Origin of the sequence: Roseateles sp. NT4, from assembly GCF_051857475.1 — a bacterium.
In the GTDB taxonomy this organism is placed as follows: Bacteria; Pseudomonadota; Gammaproteobacteria; order Burkholderiales; family Burkholderiaceae_C; genus Pelomonas.
Window position 1 is genome coordinate 747,446 of sequence record NZ_JBPZGZ010000003.1, and the last position, 16,603, is coordinate 764,048.

The 16,603-nt window shown below is 70.2% G+C and carries 10 protein-coding genes and 2 tRNA genes; 6 read left to right on the top strand and 6 right to left on the bottom strand.

The genetic code is table 11. The features are described from left to right. The first annotated feature begins 3 nt into the window (after positions 1 to 3). The 3 genes from ACS5PN_RS22430 (at position 4) to ACS5PN_RS22440 (ending at position 1,088) form a co-directional block, all read left to right on the top strand. Positions 4 to 795: a tRNA threonylcarbamoyladenosine dehydratase gene (locus ACS5PN_RS22430; protein WP_439466227.1), complete on the top strand. Its 792-nt coding sequence runs from the start codon at positions 4 to 6 to the stop codon at positions 793 to 795. A gap of 68 nt (positions 796 to 863) precedes the next feature. Then, positions 864 to 939, top strand: a tRNA-Lys gene (locus ACS5PN_RS22435). A gap of 73 nt (positions 940 to 1,012) precedes the next feature. Continuing rightward, positions 1,013 to 1,088 (top strand) — tRNA-Lys (locus ACS5PN_RS22440). Positions 1,089 to 1,154: 66 nt separating this feature from the next. On the opposite strand, the gene ACS5PN_RS22445 is transcribed toward ACS5PN_RS22440, so the two are convergent. Next, entirely contained in the window at positions 1,155 to 1,943 is a 789-nt protein-coding gene (locus ACS5PN_RS22445; RefSeq protein ID WP_439466228.1) for a glycoside hydrolase family 19 protein, read from the bottom strand. Between the two features lie 84 nt (positions 1,944 to 2,027). Next, the gene (locus tag ACS5PN_RS22450; protein ID WP_439466229.1) at positions 2,028 to 2,972 is read right to left on the bottom strand and encodes a LysR family transcriptional regulator; all 945 of its coding nucleotides are present in this window, start codon (positions 2,970 to 2,972) and stop codon (positions 2,028 to 2,030) included. Positions 2,973 to 3,080: 108 nt separating this feature from the next. On the opposite strand from ACS5PN_RS22450, the gene ACS5PN_RS22455 reads away from it, so the two are divergent. Further along, entirely contained in the window at positions 3,081 to 4,094 is a 1,014-nt protein-coding gene (locus ACS5PN_RS22455) for an MBL fold metallo-hydrolase (protein WP_439466230.1), read from the top strand. Between the two features lie 7 nt (positions 4,095 to 4,101). Here ACS5PN_RS22455 and ACS5PN_RS22460 read toward each other — a convergent pair whose 3' ends face one another. Further along, positions 4,102 to 4,923 carry a substrate-binding periplasmic protein gene (locus tag ACS5PN_RS22460; protein ID WP_439466231.1) on the bottom strand — a complete coding sequence of 274 codons (822 nt, stop codon included), beginning with the start codon at positions 4,921 to 4,923 and terminating at the stop codon, positions 4,102 to 4,104. Next, on the bottom strand, positions 4,920 to 6,437 hold the full coding sequence (locus ACS5PN_RS22465; RefSeq protein WP_439466232.1) for an ABC transporter permease/substrate-binding protein: 1,518 nt from the start codon (positions 6,435 to 6,437) through the stop codon (positions 4,920 to 4,922). The genes ACS5PN_RS22460 and ACS5PN_RS22465 overlap by 4 nt, the downstream gene beginning before the upstream one ends. Positions 6,438 to 6,566: 129 nt before the next feature. Between ACS5PN_RS22465 and ACS5PN_RS22470 the strand changes: the two genes are divergently transcribed. Beyond that, the gene (locus tag ACS5PN_RS22470; RefSeq protein ID WP_439466233.1) at positions 6,567 to 6,770 is read left to right on the top strand and encodes a hypothetical protein; all 204 of its coding nucleotides are present in this window, start codon (positions 6,567 to 6,569) and stop codon (positions 6,768 to 6,770) included. Positions 6,771 to 6,826: 56 nt separating this feature from the next. Here the strand turns inward: ACS5PN_RS22470 and ACS5PN_RS22475 are convergent, their stop codons facing one another. Beyond that, positions 6,827 to 15,325: a GH36-type glycosyl hydrolase domain-containing protein gene (locus tag ACS5PN_RS22475; RefSeq protein WP_439466234.1), complete on the bottom strand. Its 8,499-nt coding sequence runs from the start codon at positions 15,323 to 15,325 to the stop codon at positions 6,827 to 6,829. Between the two features lie 466 nt (positions 15,326 to 15,791). On the opposite strand from ACS5PN_RS22475, the gene ACS5PN_RS22480 reads away from it, so the two are divergent. Further along, positions 15,792 to 16,226, top strand: coding sequence for a hypothetical protein (locus tag ACS5PN_RS22480; RefSeq protein WP_439466235.1), 435 nt, complete (start codon positions 15,792 to 15,794; stop codon positions 16,224 to 16,226). Here the strand turns inward: ACS5PN_RS22480 and ACS5PN_RS22485 are convergent. Continuing rightward, entirely contained in the window at positions 16,223 to 16,561 is a 339-nt protein-coding gene (locus ACS5PN_RS22485; protein WP_439466236.1) for a thioredoxin family protein, read from the bottom strand. The genes ACS5PN_RS22480 and ACS5PN_RS22485 overlap by 4 nt on opposite strands. Between the last annotated feature and the right edge of the window lie 42 nt (positions 16,562 to 16,603).

Genomic DNA, 16,603 nt, shown 5'->3' on the forward strand with positions numbered 1-16,603 from the left:
GCGATGGATCAGGATCAGCTCGACGCTGATCTGGAGCGTCGCTTCGGCGGCCTGCGTCGCCTGCACGGTGATGCCGCCTACCAGCGCCTGCGCACGGCGAGATTCGCCGTCGTGGGCCTGGGCGGCGTCGGCTCCTGGGCCGTCGAAGCGCTGGCGCGCAGCGGCGTCGCCGCGCTGACGCTGATCGACCTGGACCAGGTCTCCGAATCCAACATCAACCGCCAGATCCAGGCCCTGGGTTCGACCGTCGGCATGGCCAAGGCCGAGGCGCTGAAGCAGCGCATCGCCGACATCCATCCCGGCTGCGCCGTGCGCGTCATCGAGGAATTCGTCGAGCCCGAGAACTGGCCCGCGCTGATTGATGGCGCCGAGTTCGATGGCCTCATCGACTGCTGCGACCAGGTGCGTGCGAAAGCGACGTTGGCGGCCTGGGCGCGCGAGCAGCGCATGCCCTTCGTCACCGTCGGCGCAGCCGGCGGCAAGCGTGAGCCGCATCGCGTGCAGCTCGACGACCTCAGCGCGACGACGCATGACCCGCTGCTGGCCTCGCTGCGCCAGCGCCTGCGCAAGCATCACGCTGCGCCTCGTGCCGGCAAGATGGATGTGGCCTGTGTCTACTCGCGCGAGCCGGTGCATCTGCCGCAGCAGGGCGAGGGCGACGCCTGCGACATCGGGGGCACCGACGGCAGCCTGAACTGCCATGGCTATGGCTCCAGCGTCACCGTCACGGCGACCTTCGGCCTGTGCGCTGCGGCCGAATTGCAGCGCCTGCACCTGGCCCGGAAAACGGGCTGACAAGAAATTCAAGGAATTCTTGTGGAGCCCTCAAAAATCTGCCTATAATGGCGGGCTCTGCTTGACACGGGACGTTAGCTCAGTCGGTAGAGCAGCGGACTTTTAATCCGTTGGTCGCAGGTTCGAATCCTGCACGTCCCACCAGAATTTCCAGCGGTAATTCGAAAGAATCACGCTACAATCATTGGCTCAGCATGGCACACGCCAAGTTGAATCAGGGCTCTTAGCTCAGTTGGTAGAGCAGCGGACTCTTAATCCGTAGGTCGAGTGTTCGAGTCACTCAGGGCCCACCAAAATTAAGAAAGAAAAAGGACTTGTCGCGAGACAAGTCCTTTTTTCTTGCCCGCGCGGTATGGGGGCTACAAACCCAGCAAAGCCTTGGCGCGCGCCAGGTGTTCGAGGCGATCGTCCAGTCCGTTGTAGCCGCCATTGATGCGCTTGGTGACGGCGCGGGCGTCGTCGGCCTCGGCCAGCGGACCGATGCCGCGCGTCTTCCAGAACCAGCAGGCCACGTCGACGCAGGCAAACGGGTCTGCGGCCAGCTGCGTCGGGTTGCCGACGTAGTCAATGCCGGTGAACTGGCTGTAGTCGCGGTAGTTGTTGCGGCCGGTCAGCTGGATCAGGCCGCGGCCCTTGTAGCGCGGGCCGTCGCCCGGCTGGGTGTTGCCGAGGTCGGTGCGACCGTCGTAGGCACTGCCGCTGGCCAGCTCTTCCGAGTACAGCAGCGAGCCGGATTCATGCGCGAGCTGGGCGATGAAATGAGCGATCTGGCGCGGCGTGTCGATGCCGTAGCGCGTCATGCCCTTCACCAGCGGTTCGAAATAGAGGTCGATGCGCTTGGGCATGGCGCGCGGCATGACGATGCCGAGCTTCTCCTTGGTCGCACCCGGCGGAAGGCCGGCCAGCAGCCGCGCCATGGTGGCATCGCCCGGCGTCACCAGGCCGTCGGACTCCGACAAGCCCATGGCCTGGGTCTCGAAGGCGCGGATGGCGTCGATGGTGTTGGGGCCGATCTGCCCGTCCATGCTCAGCTGCTTCATGGCTGCGCCGCTCCAGGCCTCGCTGTTCATGTTCAGCAGGACCTGGACGATGCGGACGTCGGCGACGTCGTTGCGGGCACCCAGCCCGACGCTCTTGGCAATGCACATGGCGGCCTCCATCAGCGACAAACAGACGTGACCTTAGGCGCTTGTGGCGCCGCGTGAATCCCCAATCGGCAGGAAGGGATCCCCTCAGGCCGGCAGCGCCCGCTCCTCCAGCAGCACGCGGTCCCACCAGGGCGTGTCGCCGATCTCGGTGCGCAGATGGTCGATGAAGAGCCTGGCCTTGGTGGCATGGCTGCGGCCCGGCAGGCGCACGGCGTGGATGCCCGGCATGTCGGGTGGCGCCGGGGCGCTGGCCTCTTCGGGGAACAAGGCCACCAGTTCACCGGAGCGCAGGTGCTCGCAGACGACCCAGGTGGCCATGTGCAACACGCCCACACCTTGCAGGGCCGCCTGGAGCATGCCGTCCTTGTCGTCGCTGCGGTAGCGGCCATGCACGGGCAGCGGCTGGTTGCGGTTGACGCCCGGGTAGCGCCACACGAAGCTGGGCGCGGGCGGCGATGCGACGGTGATGCAGTCGTGCTGCAGCAGGTCTTCGGGCGTGCGCGGCCGTCCCTTGCGGGCCAGATAGGCCGGACTGGCGCAGGTGACGAAGCGGATCTGCGCAAGCTTGGTGGCGCGCAGGTCGCTGTCGGGCAGCAGGCCGATGCGGATGGCCACGTCCATGCGCTGCTCGGACAGGTCGACGATCTGGTCGATGAGGTGCAGGTCGACCTCGATGTCGGGGTAGCGCTTCAGGAAGCTGGCCAGGGCGCCGACCACGTGGCGGCGGCCGAAGACCGTGGGTGCCGTCACCGTCAGCAGGCCGCGGGGCTCGGCGTCGCCGGCGTTCAGTGCCTCCTTGGCCCCGGCCAACTCGCCCAGGATGAGGCGCGCCCTTGGCAGGAATTGCTCGCCGGCGTCGGTGAGCGAGAGGCGGCGTGGGCTGCGGTGGAAAAGCTTCGAGCCCAGCTCGGCTTCCAGTGCATCGATCTTGCGCGTCACGGACGACACCGCGACGTCCTGGCGGCGCGCCACCTCGGAAAAGCTGCCGGCGGCGGCGACGGCCAGAAAGGTTTCGAAGGACTCGATCATTTTGCGTAATTCGCAAGCTTGGTTTGCGTGGTGCGTGATTGTTCCGGGAAACGCAAAGCAAAACAATGCACCCCGTTCACGAATCCCACCCTCACCGAGAAGCCCAACATGACGCCTTCCACTCCCTTCCCGACTCCTTCCCGCCGCCGCCAGATGGCCCTTGGCCGCCTGGCCGTCGCCGCGGCCCTGGCCTTGTCCGGCCTGGCCACCGTCACCGTGCCCGAATCCGCCCAGGCGGCAGCGCCCCAGCTCAAGACCCAGGCCCCCGGCTGGTACCGCCTGATGCTGGGCAGCTTCGAGGTCACCTCGCTGAGCGACGGCACCGTCGGCTTGCCGGTCGACCAGATCCTGCATGCGCCCGCCGGCCGCGTCGCCCAGGGCCTGAAGCAGAACTTCCAGCAGACGCCGCTGGAGACTTCGGTCAATGCCTGGCTGATCAACACCGGCAGCCGCCTCGTGCTGGTCGACACCGGCGCCGGCACGCTGTTCGGCCCCACCTTGGGCAAGCTCGCGGCGCAAATCCGCGCCGCCGGCTACCAGCCCGAGCAGATCGACGACATCCTCATCACCCACATGCACCCCGACCATGTCGGCGGCCTCGCGGCCGAGGGCCAGCGCGTCTTCCCCAACGCCACCGTGCATGCCGACAAGGCCGACGCCGACTTCTGGCTGTCCGAGGACAAGGCCGAGGCGGCGCCCAAGGAAACCAAGAGCTTCTTCCAGGGAGCCCAGGCTTCGCTGACGCCGTATGTGAAGGCCGGCCGCTTCGCGACCTTCGAGCGCGACGGTGAGATCGTGCCGGGCATCCGTGCGTCGCAGGCCCATGGGCATACGCCTGGGCACAGCGTCTACGTGGTGGAGAGCGACGGCAAGCGCCTGGTGCTGATCGGCGACCTCATCCATGTCGCGTCGGTGCAGCTGGCCTCACCGGAAGTCACCATCGCCTTCGACGGCGACGAGGCGCAAGCCGCCAAGACCCGCGCCCGCGTCTTTGCCGAACTGGCCAAGGACGGCAGCCTGGTGGCGGTGAGCCACTTCAACTTCCCCGGCGTCGGCCGTTTGCGCCAGGCCGGCAAGGGCTGGCAGTGGGTTCCGCTGGACTACAACAGCCAGGTGCGTTGAAGCAGGCTCAGGGCGTCAGCGGTCGGATGCTGCCGCCCAGGCTGCCCGGCGGGTGCAGCTCGTTGAAAAGCTGCCAGACCCGCCCGCTGCGCGCTACCTGGCCAAAGGCCAGGCGCAGCGTGCGCCGGTCGGCCTCGGTCAAGCTGCGGCGTGACAGGTAGAGACCGCTGGCGCCCCAGCCCAATTCCTCCAGCGGTTCGACCCGCAGGCGCTTGAGCAGTGGGTTCAGGTCAGGCTCCACCACCAGCGTGCCGACCAGGATGGACGCCGTCATCACCGTGGCCTGGGCCAGGCCCTGGCGCAGCGCGCGGGCGACGCCGGCCGGGTCGGCCTCTTCCAGCAGGCGCTGGCGCTGGCGCAGCGTGGCGATGGCACCGTCGTAGGCCGCGCCGAAGGAGAAGCCGCGCACGACGACCAGCTTGTAGTCGGGCTGGGCCAGCAGTTCCGCCAGGGAGCGCGGCACCGGCATCTCGGGGTCCAGCGTGATCAGGCTGGCGCGCACCTGGATCAGTGGCACGAATTCGCCGAGGACGTCACGCGTCGGCGTGGCCGAGGCCGGCACGAGGACATCGGCCTGGCCGGCGTCGAACAGGGTCTGCAGCCGCGCGCGCGGCACCTTGTGCATGTCGAACTGACATTGAGCGCCGGCGGCAACTTCGCGCAACAGCGTCGGATAGATGCCCTGGGGCTTGGCGTCGTCGAAGCTGACACTCAGGCCGATGGGCGCCATGGGTACATGGATGGATCGCGAGCAACGCGCCTCGGCGGCCGTCGCCATGGCCAGCATGCAAGCGGCCGCCCAGCAGCCCCAACGCGCCCCAACGTTCATGCCCCGTGATCCCGAGGTTGTTTTGGCCCATTGTGCGCGACTCGGCGCTCCAGCGCGTCGAACAGCAGTTGCACCACCACGGCCAGGGCGGCGGCCGGCAGGGCGCCGGCCAGCATCAGCGTGCTGTCGTTGACGGCCAGGCCGGCCACGATGCGCTCGCCCAGGCCGCCCGCGCCGACAAAGGCCGCGACGGTCGCCGTGCCGACATTGGTCACCGCGGCCGTCTTCACGCCCGCCATCAGCGTCGGCAGGGCCAGCGGCAATTCCACGGCGCGCAAGGTCTGGCCGCGGGTCAGGCCCAGGGCCAGGGCCGACTCGGTCAGCCCTCTGGACACGGCCTGCAGCCCCGCATGCGTGTTGCGCACGATGGGCAGCAGTGCATAGACGAACAGGGCCAGCAGGGCCGGCAAGAAACCGATGCGACCGACCGCGGCGATCAGGAAGGCCAGCAGGGCCAGCGAGGGCAGGGTCTGCAGCAGGCCTGCCACGGCCATCACCGGCGCCGCCAGGCGCGGCAGGCGATGGGCAGCGACGCCCAGCGGCACTGCCACCACGACGGCCAAGGCCAGCGAGGCCAGCACCAGGGCCAGGTGCTGGAGCAGCAGCTGGGTCAGATCGGGCGCCAGCAGCCGCGCCATCAGGCCTTGGCGTGCGGCGGGCTCCGAGCCCGACTGCAGGAAGCCGCGCGCCACCTCGGCAAACGGCCGCCCGTCCAGTTCTGCCGCCGCGTTCAGGCGGGTCATCTCGGCCTCGGGCAGGCGGCCCGCCAGACCTTGCAGCGGCTTGTCGTCCACCGTCGCGCGCATCAGCAGCACCGCGTCATAGCGCGGAAAGAAGCCGCGGTCGTCGCGCAGCACGCGCACCGGCTGGCGGGCGAGCTGGGCATCGGTCGTGTAGACGTCGATGAGGTCGACCTGGCCGCTGGCGAGGGCTTGATAGGCCAGGCCGTGGTCGAGGCCGTTGCCAGGTTGCAGCTTCAAGCCATAGGCCTGCTGCAGGGCAGGCCAGCCGTCGGCGCGGGCCAGGAATTCGTGTGACAGGCCCGGCTTCAGCGCCGGGGCCTTGGCGGCGAGATCGGAGATGGTCGTGATGCCCAGCTTGGCTGCATCGGCCTCGCGCATCGCCAGCGCGTAGCTGTTGTTGAAGCCCAGCGGCACGCCGGCCTTCAACCCGAGCGGTTTCAGCCAGGCGTTGATGCTTTCCAGCGGCGCCTGCGCGTCGGCAGGCGACTCGCGCTTGAGCAGCTCGCGCACGATGGTGCCGGTGTATTCGGGGTAAACGTCGATCTGGCCCTGCTGCAGGGCCGCCGCCAGGATGGCCGTGTTGCCCAGGCCCTGGCGGTGCTCGGCGGTCACACCTTGCCGGGCCAGGGTCTGGGTGACGATCTCCCCGAGCAGATAGCTCTCGGTGAAGCGTTTGGAACCCACCTGAAGGGCGGGAGCGGCGTTTGCCGTACTGACGGTCCACATCGTCAGCAGCGTCAGCAGCAGTAAGACTTGCCGGCGAATGTTCATGCCCCCATGGTGCCTCATGGCATTTCTGACGTGTCGGACCCGCCCTACAGAAGGCTGCCCTCGTGTCCGAATGCAACGGCGCTGCATCGTGTCTAGAGTCGAAGACATTGTTTCCAGAGGAGGTCCTCCATGTCCCGCGCTACCGATCATCTGCTGCGTCAACACCTGGACAGCCTGGGCGCCCACCTGCGCCAGTGCCGCACCCTGTCCGACCGCCGCCTGCGCATGCTGTCTTCGCTGGAGGCCCTGGACTCCGCCATCGGCGAGCGCGTCTTCACGACGGTCGTGCTGGGCAGCGTCGTCATTGCCGCGGTGCTGAGCCTGACGGTCTGACCGCTTCAAGCCCCGCGTGAAAAGCGGCCCCTCGGGGCCGCTTCGCTTTTGGTACATCAGGAAGTGACGGGTTCCGGACGCCGCACCGGGGTCTCGGTCACCGGCACCCACAGCAGCACATCGCCCTCGAGTTCGCCCAGGGCGAGGGTGCTGCCCGGCACCAGGGTGCGATAGCCCGGCGGCGGTGCCATGCCGGCGCCAGTGGGCGCGCGCTGCACCAGCACTTCGATGCGACGGCCCTGGTGCTGCAGGCGCACGCGGGCCTGGTTCCAATGCGGCGGCAGGCAGGGCTGCACGCGCAGCAGGCCGTCGGCATGCTTCACGCCGCACAACGACTCCGTGGCGGCCCGCAGCAGCCAACCGGCGGCGCCCGTGTACCAGCTCCAGCCGCCACGGCCCGCATGCGGTGACGCCGTCTCGATGTCGCCGGCCACGGCATAGGGCTCCAGCCCATAAGCCGCCCCATGCGCACCGCGATGGGCCGGGCTGATGGCCGTGAAGGCCGCCCAGGCGCGTTCCGCCTGGCCCAGCTTCGCACTGGCCATCAGCGCCCAGGTGGCACCGTGGTTGTACTGGCCGCCGTTCTCGCGCACACCACCCGGGTAGGCCTGGATGTAGCCGGCCTCGGGCTGGTGGTCCTTCAGCGGCGGCCACAGCAGGCGCAGCAGATGGGCGTCGCGGTCGTGCAGCTCGCGCCAGGCGCTGTCCAGGGCCAGGCGGGCGCGGTCGGCGTCCGCCGCACCGGTCAGCACGGCCCAGGCCTGCACGATCAGGTCGATGCGGCATTCCGTGTCGGTGTGGGTGCCGAGGACGCTGCCGTCGTCGAACCAGCCGCGGCGGTACCAGCGGCCGTCCCAGGCTTCGGCATCCAGGGCCTTGGCCAGCTGGTCGCGGGCCTGGCGCCAGCGTGCCGCGCGGGCCTGCTCGCCGCGCGCAATCGCCAGCGGATGCAGGGCATCGATGACGGCGCACAGGAAAAAGCCCATCCACACCGATTCGCCCTTGCCTTCGGCGCCGACGCGGTTCATGCCGTCGTTCCAGTCGCCGGTGCCGAACAGCGGCAGGCCATGAGCGCCCACCGGCAGGCTGACGTCGATGGAGCGGGCCGCATGCTCGTAGATGCTGGCCTTCTCGTCGCTGATGGCCGGCACTTCGTAGATGTCCTCGGCACCTTCCGGCACGGGGCGGCCCTGCAGGAAAGGCACGCTCTCGTCGGCCAGCGAGGTGTCGGCGGTGCGCTCGACATACAGGGCCAGGGCCAGGGCCAGCCACAGCCGGTCGTCGGCGAAATGCGTGCGCACGCCGGCGCCGGCGGGCTCATGCCACCAGTGCTGCACATCGCCGGGCGGGAACTGGCGCGCCGCATGGCGGCGGATCTGCTCGGCCAGGCGTTCGGGCGCGTGCTGCACCAGCGACATCGCGTCCTGCAACTGGTCGCGGAAGCCGAAGGCGCCGCCGGCCTGGTAGAAGCCGGCCCGGCCCCAGATGCGGCAGGCCAGCACCTGGGTCGGCAGCCAGTGGTTGACCAGGGCATCGAAAGCCGGATCAGGCGTGTCCACCTGCACCGGCGCACTCAACGCGCGCCAGACCTCGCGCTGCGCGGCCAGGCGGCGCAGCGGGTCGGCGGCCCAGGCCTCGGTCGCCTGCTCGCGTGCCGCGGCGAGGCTGGGTGCGTGGCCGAGCAGCACCGTGGCATGCCAGGCATGGCCGGGCTCCAGGCGCAGCGGCACGGCCAGCAGGGCGGCCGGGTCGGTGGCCGGGCCGGCCTGGCCGTCCAGCGCATGCGGCATGACGAGGCGGCCTTCGTCGTCGAACAGCAGGCGGCGGTCACCGCTGGCCTCGATGGCGGCCGTCCAGGCGCGCGGCCGGTTCAGGTCGGGCGTGAAGCCGGCGTCGCTGGGCCAGGGCCACAGGGCCTGGTCGCTGGCCAGGCTGTCGATCTGATCGGGCGTGGCATCGCCCTCGCGGGTCGGGCGCAGGGCCATCCAGGCGGTGTGGCCGCCAAAACCGTTGAGGCCGTCGGCCTGCGTGGCCAGGGCCAGCAACGGGCCGTCGCCCTGCGCCGGCTCCAGGCGCGTGACGACGCTGCGGCGCGCGCTGCTGTCCATGCCCAGCTGCCACTGTGCGGCAGTCAGCAGGCGCATCGGGCGCGGCGGCTTGCCGGGCGCGGCGTGCAGCTCGATCTGGCATTGCTTGACGGCCGTCCTCTCGTCCACCGACCAGCGCAGCCGCACCACCATGCCGGGCAGCTGGAAGGCCAGGGCCGTGGCACCGGGCAGATGGGCCACGTTCTGCTTCGCGCTCGCGCGGCCCAGCAGCCAGACCTTGCCGCTGGACAGGCAGTGCAGCATCAGCCATTCGCCGGGTGAATCGAGCAGCGCGTCGTTGGACCAGGGCGTGATCTGGTGCAGCCGGCTGTTGCCGGCCCAGGCCGTGCCGGCGCCGCGCTCCGACACCTGGCAGCCGAAGTTCTCGTTGGCGATGACGTTGATCCACGGCCGCGGCGGCTGGCTGCGTTCGGTGAGCTCGAAGCGGCAGGCGCCGCTGTCGGCGTCGAAGTCGTGCTCCGGTGTCTCCGCCCCCGGCGCTGGGGCCACGGTGGACACCAGCGTTGCACCGGCGCCGCGGCGGGCCTTGGCCGCCTGTTCATGGTTGATGCCGAGGCGCTCCAGCTGCTGGGCGAGCGGGCGGCCATCCGCAAACCAGCGCACGCGGGCCAGCAGGTTGAGCGCAAAGCGCGTATCCGGTCCCACGGTCTCGTCGGACAGCACATGGACCTTGCAGCGGCCATAGACCTGCTGCTCGGCCAGCGAGCGCAACGCGCGCGACACTGGCGCCAGATAGGAGGGCGGCTCGGCGTCCAGCACGACGACGTCGACCGGCAGCGGGCTGCCCTGGGCCTGCAGCAGCGCACAGAGCTCCCGCACCATGACGACGCCGGTGGCGTCGGCGACGCGGATCAGGATGATGGGGTCGTCGCCCGAGATGCCGTGGCGCCACAGCGCGTCGCGCTCGAAGCCGGTCTCGGGCAGGGGCAGGGCCTCGCGCGCAGCCTGCGAGGTCAGCAGGGTCTGCAGCGTCAGGCCGGCGCGCCAGGCGCCCGGGGCCAGCGCGGCGCCCTGGGTGCGCACGCCAGCCATGGTGTGGGCGAGCGTCAAGGCGCGTTCCACCAGGGCCGGCTGGCGCAGCTTGTCCAGCAGGTGGTTGAGCGTTTGCGATTCGCGCGCGGCGGCGGTGGCCAGCGTCAGCGTGATGCGGGCACCGGGCGGCAGCGTCAGCACCATGTGCATCAGCGAGATGGGATCGTTGCCGGTGTCCAGGCAGCCGGCCGCGCTGTTGAGGCCGGTGACGTCGGTGCCGAGCAGGGTCTGCACGCCAGCGTGCGCAATGACGCCGCCGGGCTGTCCCTGCGTGCCGCCGCGGGCCAGCCAGTGGGCGCGGTCGGCACCGGCGCGCACCTGATCGAGCCGCGCGCCGCCGTCCAGCTCCACGCCCACCAGGGCGTGCACCGCGTGCAGGGCCTGCTCCTTGTGGCTGCGCGGCAGGCGCTGCCAGTGCAGGGCCTGCTGGCCGGGCTCCCATCGCGCCTGCAGGAAGAGCTTGCCGAAGGCCGGGTGGGCCAGGTCGGCCTTGGCCGGCGCCAGCACGGGCTCGAAGCTGGACACCAGGGCCAGGCGGCGCGGGCGGTTGGCGAGGTTGCGCAGCGTGATGCGGCGCAGCTCGACGTCGTCCTCAACCGCCACCCAGGCCTCGGTGTGGGCATGCAGCTCCTCGCCCTCGGCGGTGAACTGGGCGCTGGCAGGATGCAGCCGGCAGCCGTAGCGCCACTGCGGGCCGGGCGTGGGCCGCAGCGTGAGGGACCGCCAGGGGCTCTGCTCGGGCGTGCCGTTCCAGTGCAGGTCCAGGTCGCGCAGATGCAGGTGGTGGCCGAGCAGGTCCTGCGCGAGGTCGTCGCGCCAGCGGCTCACCAGCACCTGGCTGCCGGGCTCGCCCCAGACCAGGGTGCCGCCGCCGTGCTCGCGCAGCATGGCGCTGAGCTTGCCGTGGCCCAGCCAGGCGGTGGCGGGCAGCGCGCGGCCATGCAGCTCGGGCACGACCAGGGAGATGCGGGCCTTGCGCGGTGCGCTGCGCGTGGGTTGCGGTGGCGGCTCGCGCAGCGGGGCCACCTTGTGCGGCGCGCGTTCGTGCAGCAGCCAGCGCACGGCGCACAGGCGGGGCTCGGCGTCTGCCCAGCGCTGTGGCGCACCGCCGCACAGCACCTCGGTCAGCGCAACCAGGGACATGCCGTGGTGATGAGCCATGGTGGTGCCGATGCGCTGGAAGCGCTGGCGTGGCTGCAGGGGCGCATCCGCCGGGGCCTCGGGCTGGCGGCTGGCGGTGTAGTCCAAAGCCTCGACGAAGCCGCCTTCATGGCGGGCGCCCAGGGCCTGCAGGGCGCGCAGGTTGGCGACGGCCGCGCGTGGCATCACCATGGTGGCCATCAGCGTCGCATAGGGTGCGATGACGAGTTCATCGGCCGGCGTGTCACGCAGGGCCAACGTGGCCACGCCTTGCGGACCGTACTGGTAGGCCAGGCTGTTGTCGCGCTTGGCATAGGCGCTCTCGGACACCCCCCAGGGCAGGCCGGCGGCGCGGCCAGCGCGGATCTGCTCCATGACCGCCGCTCGTGAGGCCTCGGCCAGGGCGCTGCCGGTGGGCTCGTCCAGCACCAGCGAAGGCATCAGCATCTCGAACATCGAGCCCGACCAGCTCTTCAGCCCGGTGACACGGCCGCGCGAGAAGAAGGGCCGGCCCAGCGCCCCCCAATGCGTGGCCGGCAGATCGCCCTTGGCGATGGCGACCAGGCTGGCCAGGCGGGCCTCGGAAGCGAGCAGGTCGTAGTGGTTCTGGTCCAACCTCTCGGTGCCGGGCTCCGAGCCCTGGGCCGCGATGGCGCCGATGTAGAGCAGGCGGCGCTGGGTGTCGTAGAGCCAGCTGAAGTCGTGGGCCAGGGCCAGGGCGCGGGCGCGCGTCGCGACGCTGTTCAGCGCCTCGGCCACGGCCGGTGGCGGCGGCATGCCTTCGCCGCCGTGCGCGAAGCCTTCGCAGGCCGCCGCGACGACCAGCAGATGGGCGCAGAGGTTGCCGCTGTCCACCGCCGACACATAGGGCGGCTCCAGCACGGCCAGGCGCTGGGTGTCGATCCAGTTGTAGAAATGGCCGCGGTGGCGGGGCAGCTTGTCCAGCGTGTCCAGGGTGCGACCGATGCGTTCGGCCAGGCCGACGTCATGCAGCCAGCCGAACTCGCGGGCGCAGCAGGCCGACAACAGATACAGGCCGATATTGGTCGGCGAGGTGCGGTGGGCGACGGCGATGTCGGGGTCGAACTGCACGTTGTCGGGCGGCAGGTCGTTGTCGTCCTTGGTGACCCAGCGCTCGAACCAGCGCCAGGTGTCGCGCGCGACGCTGAGCAGGTATTGGCGATCGTCGTCGTTGATCGCCTCGCGGCGCGGGCGCGGGCGCGGCCTGCTGGCCAGGCCTATCCACAGCGGCGACAGCGCCCAGGCTACCAGCATGGGCAGGGCCAGTTCCCAGTCCACGGGGCGGCCGATCAGGGCCGGCGTCATCAGCAGCAGGGCCAGGGCGCCGCTGGCGAAGGTCAGGCGCTTGTGCTGGCGCCACAGCGGCAGCCAGTCGGTGCGGGCGGCCGCTTCGGCGGCGTCGGCCGTGGTCCACTCCAGCAGGTGCTGGTGGCTCACACGCTGGCGCCACAGCGCGCGCACGATGGCGTCGACGCTGAGCCAGGTCGCCGCCGGCAGCATGGCCAGGTGCCAGATCACGCCGCCGATGGCGCGGCCCAGCTCGATGGCGGCCTGGCGATAGAAGCGTGGCAGCGAGATGCGTTCGCCCGACGGTGCGCAAGCCGCCAGGGCGCCCATCAGCGGCCCGCCGCCGAAGGCTGCGGCGACCAGACCCAGGGCATAGGCGGGCGTCAGGCCCAGGCCCATCCAGGAGGCCACCAGCAGCACCAGGGCCGACGGCGCCACCAGGGAGCGGCGCAGGTTGTCCAGCATCTTCCAGACATGGATGGCGCGCAGGCCCCAACGGCGCGGGTTGCCGAGGAAGGGCAAGAGCTGCCAGTCGCCACGCGTCCAGCGGTGGATGCGCGAGGCGGCCACGTCGGCATGCATGGGCGCGGGCTCGACGAGGACGACATCGCTGACACCGGCGCAGCGCATCAGCGAGCCTTCCAGCAGGTCGTGGCTCAAGACCTGGCCCTCGGGCAGGCTGTGGGCCAGCACCTCGGCCGCGGCCTGCACGTCGATCAGCCCCTTGCCGGTGGCGCTGCCTTCGTCGAACAGGTCCTGGTAGACCTCGGAGCTGGCGGCGCTGTAGGGGTCCAGGCCGGGCTGGCCCGCGAAAAGGCTGTGGAACCAGGTGCCGTGCACGGTAGAGCTGCCGGCGGCCGTGGCCAGCGGTGTGGCCACGCGCGGCTGCAGCATGCCGTGGCCGCGCACGACGGTGACGGCGCCGCTGGCCGAGCGGGCCAGGCGTGGGCGGTTCAGCGGGTGGGCGGCGATGGACACCAGTTCGCGCAGCGCGCCGGGCGGCAGGGCGGTGTCGGCGTCCAGCGTGATGATGTGGCGGATGCCGGGCGCCGGCGTCGACAGCTCGCCGAGGTCGACGAAGCGGTCAGGCAGCTGCTCGGCAGGCTGACCGGCCAGCAGGGCGGCCAGGGCCTCGGTCTTGCCGCGCTTGCGCTCCCAGCCGATCCAGCGCTGTTCGCTCTCGCTCCAGCGCCGCTCGCGGTGCAGCAGCAGGAAGCGGGGGCGGCCATCGCTGGCCGTGCCGTGGCGTTGGTTGAGCGCCTCGATGCCCGCGCGCGCCTGGGCCAGCAGGGCGGCATCCTGGTTCTGATGCTGGGCCTTGGCGTCGCCCCAGTCGCTGAGCAGGGCGAATTGCGCTTCCCCTTCCAGGTTGGCGAGGTGATGGCGCTCGAGCTGGGCCAGCAGTGTCGTGATGCCTTTGGGCCGCGTCAGCATGCAGGGGATGACGACGATGCTGCGGGATGTGGCCGGGATGCCCTGCGGCCAGTTCAGCCGCGGCAGCAGGGCCGGTGCGGCGGATTCGCTGATGAGGCGGTTGGCCAGGGCGACGACGGCTTCGCTGGCCGGCAGCAGCGACAGCAGCACCGCGGCCACCACCATGGGCCAGTGGGCGCCGGCGGGCAGGCCGAGCAGCAGCAGGGTCAGCTCGGCCATCAGCAGCAGTCCGGCGAGACTGGTCAGATAGAGGGCCGCGCGGTGGCGGCGCAGTGCGGCGGTGAAGCGCTCGCCCGTTGTGGGCTTGAGGCGCAGTTCGCTCAGCAGGCGGGCACGGCCGGGCCCGGACAGCCAGTACAGCGGCGCGCGTTCTTCGGCATCCTCGGCCCAGCCGGGGTCGTTGCAGAGCAGGCGCAGCACCTGGGCCACATCGGCCTCGGGCACGTTGTGCCTTTCCGTCAGCGCCTCGATGGCATGCATGGCCATGTCGCGCGTGGCCTCGTGCTCCTGACGGTAGATGTCGATGCGACCCAGGGCGCGCAGCGTCGGATGTACATGCTCGAACAGGCCGGCCCAGTTGGCCGCGCCGAGATTGCGCAGGCTGCCGATGGCATTGCGGATGCTCTGGTGGTCGGCGGCGCTTTCGGCCTGCTCCGCGGCCTGGGCCGCGGCGGGATCGGGCAGCATGTCTGCCAGCCAGGTCTGCACGGCGACCCAGGACGAGTCCTCGGCATCGCGTGGCTCGGACTGGCCCATGGCGCGGTCGGTCAGACGCTCATGCAGGCGCAGGGCCAGGGCGGTGAGGGCGGGGTCGCGCGGCCAGGCGGTTTGCCATTGCTGCAGCTGCTGGCGCACGGCGGCGGCGTCCAGATGCGGCAGGGCCTCGAACAGGCGCTGGGCGGCGCGGCGTGCCAGATGACGCCAGGCGGCGCGTTCGGCCAGGCGGCGCAGGTTCTCCACCAGCACGACGCGCAGCGTCGAGGGCAGGGCCCACAGCTCCCGCAGTGTCAGCGCCTCGACCTCATGATGGCCGGCCAGGAAGTGGTGCAGCAGGGTCAGGTCCAGCGAGCTGTCCGCGTGGGCCACCCAGGCCCAGGCGACGCCGTAGACACGCGGCAGGCCCTGCAGCGGCTCGTCGGCCAGCCGGGGCAGGCGCTGGAAATAGCTGTGCGGCAGGTCGTGCAGCACCTCGTCGAGCTGCTGTTGCACGATGCGTGCGTTGTCCAGCAGCCAGGCGTGGGCGGGGTCGATGTCGGCCTGCAGGCCTTCTTCCGACAGCACGGCAAGTGCCGCGGACCAGACCTGCAGGTTGCTGCGCAGCCGTGGTGAGAAGGGGCGAGGCTGGCTGCGCGGGTCGTCCACGCGCTGGGCGGCGGCCAGGCTGCGGCCATGTTCGGCGAAGCGATCGGCGCCAAACTGCACCGCCCGCACCGGCAGTGCAGCGGCTTCCGTGCCGCGAGCGAGTTTGACGAAGGCTTGCGCAGCGCCCGTGGGCGTCAGGTCATGTGGCGGGTGTTGAGGGGGTGCGGACATGCTTCGACTTTGGGTGGCTATGCCTTGCCGTTACAGCGGCTTGCGTCGCGTGTCTCTGTCAGTGCTGTCCTACGCCTCCCCCATGAAAAGCGCGGTCTCTGCCGCATCGTGAAAAGTGGCGCCTTCCAACGGGATTGAGGCAGCCTGGGCGAGGAATTGCGCTGTGATGGCCCGTTTGGTTTTTCGCTCTCTGTTCGCCGCGGCCCTGCTGCTGCTCGTATTCGTCTTGCTTTCGCCCTGGCTGCTCTACGAGGTGAGCCCTTGAAGAGGTGACAAGGGAGGGGCGGCGGGCCTGGCTGGCCTGATAACGTGCCGTCTCCTCGCAACTGGCTGGCGCTCGATGACTTTCCGCTCTTGTCACTTGTTCCCGGTTCTCCTCGCTGCATTGAGTGCGGGGGCATGTGCTGACGCCAAAGACCCGTCGGTCGATTGCGAGCAGAAATACAAGGAAGTCAGCGACGCCGCGATGAAGCTGGCTTACTGGGAGTTTGATCAGACCGAGGCAGGCTGGCGTCAACTCGGGGAATGCACGGCTCAGCAGTCCAAGCTGCTGCAACGCTATCTGAAGCGCCAGGCTTCGGAGCAACGCCATGTGCGTTGGCATCTGGCACAGACGCTGGCGCTGAGCGGTGACCATGCCGCTGCGGCGGCGCAGGCCGCCTTGACGACCAACCCCGACGAGGCGACCCAGCACCCGGACTTCAGCTGGAACGCCTATGTGCTGGCAACGGTGGCCTTTCTGCGCAACGACCGCGCCGACTTCGAGCGGCACTATGAAGTCCACCGGCTCGCCGCCAAGGCGAGCCCCAAGAACGAGATCAACTTCAAGGTGCTGATGGGCCTGGAGAAGTGCTTTGGCAAGCCCTACGCCGAGGCCTACGGCGACTGCCGGCCTGACTAGGTTCCGGAGCGCAGCCGACTGGCCAGCTTCAGATAGTCGGCATCGACGCGCGCCGGCGTTGCGTCTGCCAGATGCGCACGCAGCACTCGCCTGAGCGTCTCGGGCTGCGGTGTCAGCGGCCCGGCGAAGCGCACCTGGGTGTCGTCGGCGATCAGCAGCGTCGGGAAGGTTTCGATGTCCAGGTCGCCGATCAGCTCCGCCTCGTCCTCGATGTCGATCCAGCGCACCTGCAGACCGTCCTGCGGCAGCTCGGCACAGGCGGCTTCGAAGACCTCTTGGTAGGACTCGCAGGTGCGGCACCAGGCGGCGCAGAGGCAGGCGATGTGAATGGACATGGGGCGCGATGGTGCCATGGCCGGCAAGTCCTTCGCTCGCCT